Origin of the sequence: Micromonospora sp. NPDC005553 (genome assembly GCF_042871765.1) — a bacterium.
Taxonomy (GTDB): domain Bacteria; phylum Actinomycetota; class Actinomycetes; order Mycobacteriales; family Micromonosporaceae; genus Micromonospora.
In genome coordinates, this window is sequence record NZ_JBIAJD010000006.1 from 335,675 (window position 1) to 348,306 (window position 12,632).

Genomic DNA, 12,632 nt, shown 5'->3' on the forward strand with positions numbered 1-12,632 from the left:
TAGCGCCCCGGTACGACAGGTCAGTCCAGGCCGAGGTCGCGGCGGAGCTTGGCGACGTGCCCGGTTGCTTTGACGTTGTAGAGCGCCCGCTCGACCTTGCCGTCGGCGTCGATCACGAACGTCGAGCGGATCACGCCGGTGACGGTCTTGCCGTAGAGCTGCTTCTCGCCGTACGCGCCGTAGGCGGTCAGCACCGACTTGTCCGGGTCGGACACCAGCGGGAAGGTGATGGCGTCGCGCTCGCGGAACTTCGCCAGTTTCTCCGGCTTGTCCGGGGAGATGCCGACGACCTCGTAGCCGGCGGCCTGGAGTGAGGCGAGTGAGTCGCGGAAGTCGCAGGCCTGCTTGGTGCAGCCGGGAGTCATCGCGGCCGGGTAGGCGTACAGGACGACCTTGCGACCTCGCAGGTCGGCGAGGGAGAGCTGGTCGCCGGTGTCGGTGGCGAGGGCGAACTCGGGCGCTGGGTCACCGGGGGAGAGTCGGTCGGGCGAGGTCATGGCCCCGACCCTACCGCCGTGCCGGCCAGCGCCATCACCGACGACGCGGGCCGTCGCTACGTCTGTTGGCTGGGATGCGGGGGGTGATCATCAGGGGGTCGGCTGGTGGAAACCCGCCGTTCATCCGCCTGACCAGGTAGAGGTGATCAAGGCCATGCCCTGTTGCCAGACTCTGGCAACAACTACTCCTGGGAAATAGGCTGTCCCACGCCGGCCCGGTCGGGCCCGCTGACGCGTAGGAGGTCGCGTGGAGACACTGGCGATGCACATCTCGAACGGGATCATCGACGGTCCCGTGGCAGCGATCTTCGCTGCGCTCGCTCTTGCCGCGCTTACCTTTTGCGTTCTGCGCGGCCGGCGCGACCTGGACGACCGGCTGGCCCCGATGGCCGGCCTGGTGGCGGCGTTCATCTTCGCCGTCCAGATGCTCAACTTCCCGATCTTCACGGCTGGTGTCAGTGGCCACCTGCTCGGTGGGGCGCTCGCCGCGATGCTTGTCGGTCCGTGGGTCGGCGCGCTCTGCGTCTCCGTGGTGCTGGTCGTGCAGGCGCTGGTCTTCGGCGACGGCGGCGTGGCGATGCTCGGCCTCAACATCACCAACATGGCGCTGCTCGGCACCGCCGCGGCGTACGCGCTGATCGCGCTGCTGCTGCGGGTGCTGCCCCGGACCCGGGCTGGTCTGGCGGCGACCGCGTTCGTCGCCGCGATGCTCAGCGTGGTGGTCGCGTCCCAGGGCTTCGTCCTGCAGTACTGGCTGGGCGGCACCACCGACCTGGGCGGCAACCTGGCCGGCCTGGCCGGCACGATGGCCGGAACCCACCTGCTGATCGGCATCGGCGAGGGCCTGATCACCGCGACCACCGTGCTCACCGTCGCGAAGGTGCGACCCGACCTGGTGTACGCGCTGCGCTCCCTGCGCACCCCCACCACCCCCGCTGTCCCGGTCTCCGGAGGTGTCCGATGAAGAACCGTTCCTGGGCCTTCCTGGCCGGCGGCCTGCTGGTCGCCCTGCTGCTCGCCGGCGTGGTCAGCAACTACGCCTCGTCCCACCCGGACGGGTTGGACTCCTCGCTGCTCAAGGGCTGCACCGTCGACGCCGACGACAACATCGTGGCCGGCAGCTGCCCGGCGCAGCAGGCGAAGGACCACGAGCTCGGGGACAGCCCGCTCGCCGACTACGGCGTACGGGGCATCGAGAACAGCTTCGTCTCCACCGGCCTGTCCGGGGTGCTCGGGGTGCTGGTCACCTTCGCTATCGGGGCCGGCGGGTTCTGGCTGCTGCGCCGCCGGGGCGGCACGCCGACCGACGCTGACGCGGCCACGCCCACCGGGGACGCCACGACCGCCGAGGATGACGCGGCGGCGACGCCGCACGCCGCCACGACAAGCTGAACAGGGGTACGCGGATGGGAGCCGGTCACGGGCACGTGCTGTACCGCGAGTCGGACTCGCCGGTGCACCGGCTCCCGCCCGAGGTCAAGACCGTGGCGATGGTGGTCTTCACCCTCGCCGTGGTGGCCACCCCACGCGAGGCGTTCTGGGCCTTCGGCGCGTACGCCGTGCTGGTGGCGGTGGTGGCGACGCTGGCCCGGGTGGGCCCATGGTGGTTGCTCAGCCGCGCGTTGATCGAGTTGCCGTTCGTGTTGTTCGCGGTCGCCCTGCCGTTCCTCGGCAGCGGCGACCGGGTCGAGGTGCTGGGCCTGCGGCTGTCCGAGGACGGGCTGCACGGCGCGTGGAACATCCTGGCCAAGGGCACCCTGGGGGTGCTCGCCTCGCTGCTGCTCGCCGCGACCACCACCACCCGGGACCTGATCGTGGGGCTGGACCGGCTGCACTGCCCGCAGGTGCTCACCCAGATCGCCTCGTTCATGCTGCGCTACCTCGACGTGTTGGTCGGCGAGGCGCGGCGGATGCGGGTGGCGCGGATATCCCGTGGAGACGACCCCCGTTTCCTGTGGCAGCTGCGTGGCTTCGCGGCCGGGATCGGGGCGTTGTTCCTGCGCGCCTTCGAGCGCGGCGAGCGGGTCTATCTGGCGATGCTGTCCCGCGGCTACACCGGGAGGATGCCCGCTGTGTGGCAGGGCGAGGGTGCGGCGAGTGCCGGTCAGTGGCTGGTCGCGGCGACCGTACCGGTGTTGGCGGCCTCCATCGCCGCGACCGCCGTCGTGCTGTCATGATCGGTGTTGTGCAGACCGCTGTCTCGCTGGACGTTCGGGGTGTTCGTTACGCGTACCCGGACGGGCACGTCGCCCTTCAGGGGGTCGACCTGAACGTGCCGCGGGGCGACCGGGTGGCGCTGCTCGGGCCCAACGGCGCCGGCAAGACCACCCTGGTGCTGCACCTCAACGGCATTCTCACCCCGACCGAGGGCAGCGTGAGCGTCGGCGGGTTGACCGTCACCCCGGATCGGGCCACCCTGGCCGAGGTCCGCCGCCGGGTGGGCATCGTCTTCCAGGACCCGGACGACCAGTTGTTCCTGCCCACGGTGGCGGAGGACGTGGCGTTCGGGCCGGCGAACCTGGGTCTGCGCGGGGCCGAGTTGGCCGCCCGGGTGGACGAGGCGCTCGCCGCGGTGGGGATGAGTGAGCACCGGGGCCGGGCCCCGCAGCACCTGTCGTTCGGGCAGCGTCGCCGGGTGGCGGTGGCCACCGTGCTCGCCATGCACCCGGAGATCCTGGTGCTCGACGAGCCGTCGTCGAACCTGGACCCGGCGGCCCGTCGGGAGCTCGCCGAGATCCTGCGCGGCCTGCCGGTGACCCTGCTGATGGTCACGCACGACCTGCCGTACGCGGCGGAGCTGTGCGAGCGTTCGGTGATCCTCGACGACGGCCGGATCGTCGCGGACGCCCCCACCACCACCCTGCTCAACAACGCGCCCCTGCTGGCCAGACACCGCCTGGAACTGCCCTACGGCTTCACCCCCCAGCCCTGAACCCCGCTCTCAGCGACCAAACCCCCGCCATGCCCCGCGCCATGCCCGCGCCCCGCCGATCTTGCACTTTCTGTCCCCGCCTTTCGGGGTGAAAGCCGCATATGGCCAACCCAAAGTGCAAGATCGGCGCGGGCTGGGGGCGCGGGGGGGGGGGGGTCAGGGGGCTGGAGTTGGGACTGCTGGCGTGGTGGTGCGGGAGGTGGCGTGCAGGCGCAGGATGCCGGCGGCTGTCGCGCCGGCCCCGGTGATCAGGAAGAGCGCCACCATCACCCGGGCGGCCGCGGGCGACCAGGGCACCGGGGCGATGGCGCGGGCGAACACTGCGGCGTTCGACGCTCCGGCGAAGAGTGCCAGGCAGGCCCCGGCCAGGGCGACCACGAAGTCGGCGGCCGGGCGGCGGCTCAGCGCGTACCAGCCGGCGGCGATCGCGCCGAGGCCGGTGACCAGGGGCCAGATCTGCCCGGAGAGCAGCCCGACGAGCACTCCGCCCACGCCCTGGGCCCCCGCGTCCAACTCCCGTCCCACCGGGTACCCGACGGCCAGCGCGCCGCCGACGATCAGCAGCACGCCGAGCGCGGACAGCGCGCGGGCGCCGGCCGGGGCGGTGGCGGCGAACAGGCCGAGCGCGCCCACCGCCAGCAGCCCCACGATGGTCACGGCCCACCAGGTGTACGCGTCCGGCGGCGGCACCCAGTCCAGCGTGCCGCCGATCACCATCGGGTCGGTGCCGTCGCGAAGCGGGATGGTCCAGTCCCGGACCCGGTGCTCGCGGTCCGGTGCGGCGCGTACTGCGGCCGGTGGTGCCGACTCCTGCCACAGCGCGCGTTGGTCGTGCCAGCGAGCTGTGGTGCCGTCGTCGACCCGTTGCCAGGAGGGTGCGGCGGCCGGGTCGGCCTCGGCCGGGAGTTCGGTGTCCCCGTCGATGATGCGGTTCAGGTACGTGGCGGGGGAGTGGCTGTTCTCGAAGACCCCGTCCGGGCCGACGCGCAGGTACGGCTCGCCGGAGTAGCCGATGACCTCGATGGTGCGGCCGGTGCGGTTGGTCAGTTCCAGTCGGGCGCCCGCCTCGATGACGCGTACCTCAAGCCCTGGCCGTGCCGGTGCGACGCCGGTGGTCCGGGTGCGGTAGTCGGTGCCGTCCGGTGCGTCCGCGCCGTGGGCGGCGGCGGGCGCCGCGCTGATCACTGTGGCCAGGCCGGCTGCGGCGGCGACCAGGCCGGCGCGGCCCAGCAGGGTACGGATCACTTGCCGGCCGCCGCCACGGCTGCGGTGAGAGCGTCCGGGGTGGGGTTCTCGACGGGTTGACCATTGACCTTCACGGTCGGCGTGCCGGTGACGTTGCTCCGGCTGGCGTCGTCGGTGACGTGTTCGGTCCAGCCCTTGTACGTCCCATCCTTCACGCAGCTGCCGAAGGAGCCCCGGTCGAGGCCCACGCTGGTGCCGATGTCGATGAGCGTGTCGTCGGTGAGCCCGGCGCTGCCCTCCGGCGGCTGCTGGGCGAAGAGCGCCTTGGCGTACTCGTGGTACTTGCCGCCCGCCGCGGCGCAGCCGGAGGCGGCCGAGGAGCGGGTGGAGTACTGGGTGGTGGAGAAGCGGTTGAGGTACGCGACCGGGTGGTAGACCACTTTCGCCTTGTTGTCGGCCACCAACTGTTCGAGGGTGGACCCGCTGGTCTGCTCGAACTGCTTGCAGGCCGGGCAGAGGAAGTCCTCGTAGACGTCGACGGTGACCGGCCCGCCGCCGGTGACGATGCCGGTGCCCTCCGCGTTGGCGCCGGGTGGGGTGGTGAAGTCGTCGGAGCGCTGGCTGGACCAGACGGCCCAGCCGATGCCGGCGGCGATGACCAGGACGACGACCGCGGCGGCGGAGACCCAGATCGTGCGGCGGCGGCGCCGCTCGCGGGCCAACTGCTCGCGGACCACCCGGGCGGCGTCCCGCTGCCCCTTGCGACTACTCATCCTCGTCCTCCACAACGGGTTCGCCGGACAACCACCCGTCCACCGATACCGGCGTACGTGGCCAGATCAGCAGGAATCCGGCCAAGACCAAGAATCCCAGGTCCCGGAGGATCTCCGGGAGGTAACTGGGTGCCTGCCCCGCTGCCAGTTGCCCGCCGCTGCCGAAGCAGCCGCAGTCGATGGCCAGCCCCCGCGCCCAGGCCGAGGCGATCCCCGCGATGAAGACCACCAGCAGCGCGGCGGACACCCCGGCGACAAGCCGGGTGGCCAGCCCGAGCAGCAGCAACACGCCCAACGCCAGCTCGACGAAGGGCAGCGCCGCGCCGATCACTGTCGCCACGTCGTACGGCATCACCTGGTACGCGTTGACCGCCCGCCCGGAGGCGGCGAGGTCGCTGACCTTCGACGCGCCGGCGACCAGCCAGACGGCGGCGAGGCCGAGTCGGGCCGCGATGCCGAGCCACGGGCGGACCAGTGGCCAACGGCCCGACCGGGTGGAAGGTGGTGTCACGCTCATTTGTCGTCCCGTCCGCGCCGGAAGTTCCGCGTTCAGCCGGTCAGGGCGTCGCCGACCGCCTCGACCAGGTCGTCCCGGGCCCGGGCGACCCGGGACCGGATGGTGCCCACCGGCACCCCTTCGACGGCGGCGGCCTCGGCGTACGACAGGCCGAGCAGTTGGGTGAGCACGAACGCGGCGCGCCGCTCGGGGCCGAGGCGACGGACGAGGTCGGCGGCGCCGAACTGGCCGGCCGGGTCGGGGTGCGGTCGGTCGGTGTACGCGTTCGCCGCCAGGCGCTCGTCGAGCCGCCGACGCCTGATGACAGTGCGCAGGTGGTCGGCGCAGGCCCGGCGGGCGATGCCGAGCAACCAGGTGCGGGCGCTGGAGCGACCCTCGAAGGCGGGAAGTGCCCGGAACGCCCGCAGGTAGGTTTCCTGGGTCAGGTCGTCGGCGCTGTCCGGGTCGACCAGGGCGGCGGCGAACCGCCAGACCTCGGCCTGGGTCAGGCGGACGAACGCCGCCTGGGCGGTCGGGTCGCCGTCGCGGGCGGTCAGCGCCCACTCGGTTGCCGGGTCCCGGGCGACCTCGTCGGCCGGCTCTGCCGGACTGACGGCACCGGAGTTACGCGGGACAGGGATCACGACACACCAGGTTACGCGGCGGCCGGCGGCGCGTCAGGGTCGTTCGACCCTTGGATGGTCTGCGCCACGTCGGGAACTTTTCTCCGTTCCGGGCCGACTACCAGTTCATGACGTGCGACCACCGACGCCCCCACCCCCCTCGGGTCGCCGAAAGGCACACCTATCGGCGACCATGTCCGGCATGACTGTCGCCCCCCGCCGCTGGGCCGCCAGGCTGGCGGCAGCCGCCGGCCTGCTCGTCACCGTCGTCGCCCTGTTGATCGCGCCAGCCACCTCCGCCAGCGCCCACGCGGTGTTGGAGAGCAGCAGCCCGGCCGCCTCCTCCATCGTGCCGAGCGGGCCGTCCGAGGTGGTCCTCACGTTCAGTGAGTCGGTCCGCAAGGTGCCCGGCAAGATCCGGATCATCGCACCGGACGGTTCCCGGGCCGACCGGGGCGAACCGTCGTTCGGTGACGCTGTCGTGACCATCCCGGTGGACCCGGCCGGCTCGCGCGGCACCTACCTGGTCAGCTTCCGGGTGATCTCCGCCGACAGCCACCCGGTTTCCGGCGCGTTCACCTACTCGGTCGGCGCGCCCTCGACCCCACCCGTCGACTCCGGCACTGACAGCCGCGCCAACCCGGTGGTGGAGACGGCGGTGAAGGTCGCCCGCTTCCTCGGCTACGCCGGTCTGGTGCTGCTGGTCGGGCCGGCGCTGGTGCTCGCCGCCCTGTGGCCGCGCCGGCTCTCCCGCCGGGGGCCGACCCGGCTGGCCTGGACCGGCCTCGGTCTGGTGGCCTTCGCCACCCTCGCCGACCTGTGGTTGCAGGTGCCCTACACGGCCGGTGGTGGTCTCTTCGACGTCACCGGCGAAGGGTTCGGCACTGTCTTCGGCAGCGCCTTCGGCGCCGCCCACCTGGTCCGACTCGGCTTGCTGGCAGCGTCCATCTTCCTGCTCCGCCCGCTGCTGGCCCGGCCCGCCGGCCGCGCGGACGCGATCATCCTGGCCGTGCTCGGCGGCGCCGCCCTGCTGACCTGGCCGCTGGCCGGGCACGCGGCGGCCTCCCCGGCGCCGGCGGTCTCGGTGGTGGTCGACGCGGTCCACCTGGGCAGCATGGCGGTCTGGCTTGGTGGCCTGCTCATGCTCGCCGTCTTCCTGCTGCGCCAGGCCGACGAGCGGGAGCTGGGCGCGATCCTGCCGATCTGGTCGCGCTGGGCGGCGCTCGCCGTCTCGGCGCTGCTGCTGGCCGGCACCGTTCAGGCGCTGATCGAGGTGGCCACCCCGCAGGCGCTCTTCGACACCACGTACGGGCGCCTGCTGCTCGCCAAGATCGGGCTGTTCGCGATTGTGATCGCCGTGGCCGCGTACTCCCGGAAGTTGGTGCGCAGCCGCGTCGCGGCGCAACGCCCGGTACCGGTGCGCCGGGCGGTCCTGGTGGAGCTGGCCGTCACCGTCGTGGTGCTGGCCGTGTCCGCCACGCTCGTGCAGACCACGCCCGCGCGCACCGCCGCGGCCGGGCCGTCCGCCGGGGCCGAGTCCGGCCTCTTCAGCACCAGGCTCGCCAGCCCGCTCCTGTCCGTCGAGGTCGAGGTGAGCCCGGCCGGGCGGGGCAACAACACGGTGCACCTGTACGCGTACGACAAGGCCAACCAGCCACTGCTGGTCGCGGAGTGGAAGGCGACAGCCGCGCTGCCCTCGGCCGGGATCGAGCCGATCGAGGTGCCGTTGCTGCGGTTGACGGACAGTCACGCCTACGGCGACATCAGCATGCCGACGTCCGGCGACTGGCAGCTGAAGATCACCGCCCGAACGACCGACATCGACCAGGCCACGGTGACCGCCACCGTGCCCATCCGTTAGAGAGGTTCGCGAAACCCATGACCCGATTCCGGCGTACCGCAACCGCCGCTGCCGCCCTGGCGTTCACCGCCGCCGCCACCGCTGTGCTCGGCTTCGCCGGACCGGCGTCCGCGCACGTCACGGTGAACCCGAAGGAGGCAACCCAGGGTGGCTACGCCCGGGTGGCGTTCCGGGTGCCCAACGAGAGCGACACCGCGTCGACCACCAAGCTGGAGGTCGTGCTGCCGGAGAACGCCCCGGTCGGCTCGGTGTCGACGATGCCGGTGCCCGGCTGGACGGTCGCCACGGAGAAGCGCAAGGTGGATCCGCCGATCGAGGTGCACGGCAGTCAGCTCACCGAGGCCGTCTCCAAGATCACCTGGACGGCCTCCGCCGACGCCGGGGTGAAGCCGGGTCAGTTCCAGGAGTTCCCCGTCTCGATGGGGCCGCTGCCGCAGGTCGACTCGATGGTCTTCAAGGTCCTGCAGACCTACTCGGACGGCAACATCTCGCGGTGGATCGACGAGCCGGCGCCGGGTGCCGAGGAGCCGGAGAACCCCGCTCCGGTTCTCACCCTGGCCGCCGCGGCGGCACCGGCGGGTTCGGCCTCGCCCAGCGCGGCAGTGGCCTCGCCGGACGACGATGACGACGACGACGGCAACGGGCTCGCGGTCGGCCTCGGTGTGGCCGGTCTCGTCGCCGGCCTGGCCGGTCTGGTGCTGGGCGGGCTGGCGTTCACGCGTACCCGCCGGGAGCCGGTCGCGAAGGTCTGACCCTGTTTCACCCGCTGGCCCGCCGGATCTTCCGGCGGGCCAGCGTGCTTTCCGCAGCCGATGTCGACCGTGCCGTGGATATCCCCTGATCAGACGGTGTACGTCGGTAAGGTCGGCCGGGTATTTGGCTGCGGAGGGGGACGGTGCGGATGCGGTTCGTGCGGATGATCGCCGGAGTGCTGCTGTTGGTGGTGGGGATTCCGGCGCTGTTCGCCGGTGGCGGGCTGTGGCTGGTGACCCGACACGCCGACCCCGGCGGGTCCTTCGCCGCCCGGTTCGAAACGGTCCGCACGCCCGGTCACGCGATCGTCGTCACCGACCTCGACCGGTTGCTGCGGCAGGAGGCGCCCTTCGCGCGTACCGCCCAGACCCGGCTTCGCCTGGACGCCCGCACCACGGGCGGGCCGGCCTTCATCGGTCTGGCGCCCACCGCCGAGGTGCGTGGGTGGCTGGAGGCGGTGCCGCACGCCACGGTCCGCCGCGTGGCGCTGGCCCGGGGTCCGCTGCCGGTCCGGCTCGATCCGGCCGGACCGGCCGCCGACACGCCGGGCGTCGCGCCGGCCGACGGGTTCGTCACGCCGCTGGGCCAACCCTTCTGGGTACGCGAGGGGATCGGTTCGCTGGACTGGAGCGCGGACGACCTCGCCGGCGAACCCATGAGCCTGGTGGTGATGCGCCCCGACGGGGAGGGCGACCTCGCTCTGGACCTGCACGCCGAGTTGCGGGTCGGGTGGACCGGCCCGGCCACCTGGGGTCTGCTGACGGTCGGCGTGCTGCTGGTGGTGTGCGCGGCGCTGCTTCTGCTGCGGCCGCTACGGCCACGCGAGGTGATCTTCGTGGTCGAGCCGGATCAGGTGCCGGTGCTCGCCGGCCGGCTCGGGGTCACCTCGCTGAGTGGCCTGGGCCCCCGGCAACCCGAGCCGACCTCGCCGTTGCCGCTCCGACAACTCGCCCCGGTCGGCTCCGGCGCCCCGGAACCCGCCCGGTCGGCGATCGGCGCGGCCCGCGCGGCCACCCTCGCCGACCTGGCCGAACCGGTCCGGCTGCCCCGCCCGCCGGAGGTGACGTTGAGTCTCGCCTGGCCGCCGGCCGACGTGGACGAGCCCACGGCCCGGCCGGTGGCGGCCGCACCGGGCGACGACCCGGCCCGTGGCGGCCCGCTCGGGTGACGGCCCGGCCGGTGGTGGTGGATGAGACGGCGAGTGGCCCGCCGCGCTGCCGACGCGGCGGGCCACCCTCACCGGGGGAGCGGTGCTACCCGAGCGACGCTTGAGGTAGATGAGGACAGATTAGCGGCGAACATGGCTACTCGGGAGGTCTGTCCATTTGGTGCGATTTTCCGCATCGAGCCCCGAGCGCACCGGCAACGCCGCCAGCAGCAGCAGGCTGAGCAGCACGTAGGTGTTCTGCACGACGAAGTCCACCGGATCGTGGGTGCGGACCGGTCCCGCGCCCCAGGCCTGGAACGTCACCACGCCGTAGATCGTCACGGCGGTGATGCCCAGCGCGAGCCCGGCCAGCCACCGACGCCGGCGTGACTCGTCCGGGCGGTCCGCGCTCAACGCCGCGTCGGCGAGCAGCACCACCGCCGGCACGAACCAGTAGATGTGGTGGGTCCAGGTGATTGGGCTGGCCAGGGAACCGACCAACCCGGTCAACGTCAGGCCGGTCAACGCGTCACCGGCCCGCGCCGCGCGGGCGGCCCGCCACAGCCCGTAGCCGGCGACCGCGGCCACCAGCAGCAACCAGAGCAGCCGGTCCGGCTTATCCGGCTCGGTGAACCGGCTGAGCAGGCCGAAAAGCGACTGGTTGCCGACGATGTCGGTGCGTCCCACCCGCTCGGTGGTCCACAGCTCGTGCGTCCAGAACCGCCACGAGTCACGAGGCGCGATCGCCGCCGCGAGCACTGTCGCCGCCGCCGCGGTCGCGATCGCCACCGCCGCGGCCCGCCACCGCCGCGTGGCCAGCAGATAGACGATGAAGATGCCGGGAAAGAGCTTGAGGGCCGTCGCCAGCCCCACACCCACCCCGGCCCAGCGTCGCGCCTGCGGCACCGCGAACAGCAGATCGGCCAGGATCAGCACGACCAGCAGCATGTTGATCTGGCCGAAGGTGATCGTCTCGCGGATGCTCTCCACCGCCAGCACCAGCAGGACGGCGACGATCAGGGTGAACCTGCGGGGCAGGGCGTGTCGGGCGATCACCGGCGTCACCAGCCACCGGGTGGTCAGCACCACGGCCAGCACTGTGAGCGCCGTGAAGATCGCCACGGTGGCACCGAGCCGTAACAGACCGAACGGCCACAGCAGCAGCGCGCTGAAGGGTGGGTAGGTGAAGTACAACTCGCCCTGCACCCGGTCGGGCTGGACGTAGTCGTAGAGCGGGTGGCCGACGCGCCACCAGTCCATCGCGGACATGTAAATCTTGAGATCGAAGAAGTTGTGCACGAGGCCGGGCAGGTACAGCGCTGGCAGCACAGCGCCGAGGGCCACCACCGCGACCAGGCGACGGACCGTACGGCCGCCGGGATCGTCTTCGGTGACGGCGGGCGGTGCGACGGGTTCTGCTGGCACCCCGAAACCCTAGCGGTCCGGTCCGCCGAGAGCGCGCAGCCGCGAGGCGTGGGCTGCGCGTAGGCTGTCCCGGTGGCTGATCTCCTCGTCTGGATCGACTGTGAGATGACTGGGTTGGACCTCGGCAGGGACAAACTGATCGAGGTTGCGGCACTGGTCACCGATCCCGACCTCAACGTGCTGGGTGACGGTGTCGACGTGGTCATCCACGCCGACGAGGCGGCGCTGGAGGGGATGCCGGAGGTCGTGCAGACGATGCACGCCAGGTCCGGCCTCACCGAGGAGGTCCGTCGTTCGGCGGTCACCCTCGCCGAGGCCGAGGACCTGGTGCTGGAGTACGTCCGCACCTTCGTCAAGGATCCGCGTACGGCTCCGCTCTGCGGCAACTCGATCGCCACCGACCGGGGTTTCATCGCCCGGGACATGCCCCGCCTGGACGCCCACCTGCACTACCGGATGATCGACGTGTCGTCGATCAAGGAACTCTGCCGCCGCTGGTACCCCCGCGTGTACTTCGGCCAGCCGCAGAAGGGTCTCGCGCACCGGGCGCTGGCCGACATCCGGGAGAGCATCCGGGAGTTGGAGTACTACCGGCGTACCGTCTTCGTTCCGCTGCCCGGCCCGGACGTCGAGACCGCCAAGGCCATCGCCGCCGAACTCTGACCGCGGCCGCGCTGACCGGCAACCCGCTGGACGTGCCTGGCTGTGGTGTGGCTATTATTGGTCCGCACCCCGCCCGGAGCGTTCGACCGGGCGACGGCGGCATGGTGGCTGTAGCTCAGTTGGCAGAGCACCGGGTTGTGGTCCCGGTTGTCGGGGGTTCAATTCCCCTCAGTCACCCAGTTGGTTTCACTGCTCAGGCCCCCTCCTCGGAGGGGGCCTGAGTCGTTGTGGGGGCCAGACAGGGGACGACGCGAAAGCCCCCTCCGAGGAGGGGGCT

Annotated in this window: 14 protein-coding genes and 1 tRNA gene; 9 read left to right on the forward strand and 6 right to left on the reverse strand. The window is 72.1% G+C overall.

What is annotated here, in order from left to right:
* Positions 1-20: 20 nt before the first annotated feature.
* The gene (bcp, locus tag ACFYPG_RS25405) at positions 21-497 is read right to left on the reverse strand and encodes a thioredoxin-dependent thiol peroxidase (protein WP_387354102.1); all 477 of its coding nucleotides are present in this window, start codon (positions 495-497) and stop codon (positions 21-23) included.
* Positions 498-744: 247 nt separating this feature from the next.
* Between bcp and ACFYPG_RS25410 the strand changes: the two genes are divergently transcribed.
* The 4 genes from ACFYPG_RS25410 to ACFYPG_RS25425 are packed head-to-tail and all read left to right on the forward strand — an operon-like array spanning position 745 to position 3,429.
* Positions 745-1,461 (forward strand): energy-coupling factor ABC transporter permease, encoded by a 717-nt coding sequence (locus tag ACFYPG_RS25410; protein WP_387354103.1) that lies wholly within the window; start codon positions 745-747, stop codon positions 1,459-1,461.
* On the forward strand, positions 1,458-1,889 hold the full coding sequence (locus ACFYPG_RS25415; protein ID WP_387354104.1) for a PDGLE domain-containing protein: 432 nt from the start codon (positions 1,458-1,460) through the stop codon (positions 1,887-1,889). Before ACFYPG_RS25410 ends, ACFYPG_RS25415 begins: the two co-directional genes overlap by 4 nt.
* Before the next feature lie 14 nt (positions 1,890-1,903).
* A complete protein-coding gene (cbiQ, locus tag ACFYPG_RS25420) occupies positions 1,904-2,674 on the forward strand; it encodes a cobalt ECF transporter T component CbiQ (protein WP_387354105.1) in 771 nt (256 codons plus the stop codon).
* Complete coding sequence (locus ACFYPG_RS25425; protein ID WP_355005415.1) at positions 2,671-3,429, forward strand: ABC transporter ATP-binding protein; 759 nt, start codon at positions 2,671-2,673, stop codon at positions 3,427-3,429. Before cbiQ ends, ACFYPG_RS25425 begins: the two co-directional genes overlap by 4 nt.
* Positions 3,430-3,585: 156 nt before the next feature.
* On the opposite strand, the gene ACFYPG_RS25430 is transcribed toward ACFYPG_RS25425, so the two are convergent.
* Genes ACFYPG_RS25430 through ACFYPG_RS25445 form a run of 4 tightly spaced genes read right to left on the reverse strand, consistent with a single transcriptional unit; the run spans position 3,586 to position 6,527 of the window.
* Complete coding sequence (locus tag ACFYPG_RS25430) at positions 3,586-4,674, reverse strand: hypothetical protein (protein ID WP_387354106.1); 1,089 nt, start codon at positions 4,672-4,674, stop codon at positions 3,586-3,588.
* Entirely contained in the window at positions 4,671-5,387 is a 717-nt protein-coding gene (locus ACFYPG_RS25435) for a thioredoxin domain-containing protein (protein ID WP_355005413.1), read from the reverse strand. The genes ACFYPG_RS25430 and ACFYPG_RS25435 overlap by 4 nt, the downstream gene beginning before the upstream one ends.
* Complete coding sequence (locus tag ACFYPG_RS25440) at positions 5,380-5,904, reverse strand: MauE/DoxX family redox-associated membrane protein (RefSeq protein ID WP_355005412.1); 525 nt, start codon at positions 5,902-5,904, stop codon at positions 5,380-5,382. The genes ACFYPG_RS25435 and ACFYPG_RS25440 overlap by 8 nt, the downstream gene beginning before the upstream one ends.
* Before the next feature lie 32 nt (positions 5,905-5,936).
* The gene (locus ACFYPG_RS25445; RefSeq protein WP_387354107.1) at positions 5,937-6,527 is read right to left on the reverse strand and encodes a sigma-70 family RNA polymerase sigma factor; all 591 of its coding nucleotides are present in this window, start codon (positions 6,525-6,527) and stop codon (positions 5,937-5,939) included.
* Between the two features lie 172 nt (positions 6,528-6,699).
* Here ACFYPG_RS25445 and ACFYPG_RS25450 point away from each other — a divergent pair, with 172 nt between their 5' ends.
* The 3 genes from ACFYPG_RS25450 to ACFYPG_RS25460 all read left to right on the forward strand — a co-directional run bounded on the left by ACFYPG_RS25450 (position 6,700) and on the right by ACFYPG_RS25460 (position 10,288).
* Positions 6,700-8,367, forward strand: a complete 1,668-nt coding sequence (locus tag ACFYPG_RS25450; protein WP_355005410.1) for a copper resistance protein CopC — start codon at positions 6,700-6,702, stop codon at positions 8,365-8,367.
* Positions 8,368-8,384: 17 nt separating this feature from the next.
* Complete coding sequence (locus tag ACFYPG_RS25455) at positions 8,385-9,119, forward strand: YcnI family protein (RefSeq protein ID WP_355005409.1); 735 nt, start codon at positions 8,385-8,387, stop codon at positions 9,117-9,119.
* 149 nt (positions 9,120-9,268) lie between these two features.
* Positions 9,269-10,288 (forward strand): hypothetical protein, encoded by a 1,020-nt coding sequence (locus ACFYPG_RS25460; RefSeq protein WP_387354242.1) that lies wholly within the window; start codon positions 9,269-9,271, stop codon positions 10,286-10,288.
* Between the two features lie 120 nt (positions 10,289-10,408).
* On the opposite strand, the gene ACFYPG_RS25465 is transcribed toward ACFYPG_RS25460, so the two are convergent.
* Positions 10,409-11,692 (reverse strand): glycosyltransferase 87 family protein, encoded by a 1,284-nt coding sequence (locus tag ACFYPG_RS25465; RefSeq protein ID WP_387354108.1) that lies wholly within the window; start codon positions 11,690-11,692, stop codon positions 10,409-10,411.
* Between the two features lie 72 nt (positions 11,693-11,764).
* On the opposite strand from ACFYPG_RS25465, the gene orn reads away from it, so the two are divergent.
* Both orn and ACFYPG_RS25475 read left to right on the forward strand, forming a co-directional pair.
* A complete protein-coding gene (gene orn, locus ACFYPG_RS25470) occupies positions 11,765-12,355 on the forward strand; it encodes an oligoribonuclease (RefSeq protein WP_355005407.1) in 591 nt (196 codons plus the stop codon).
* 104 nt (positions 12,356-12,459) lie between these two features.
* Positions 12,460-12,532, forward strand: a tRNA-His gene (locus ACFYPG_RS25475).
* Positions 12,533-12,632: the final 100 nt, after the last annotated feature.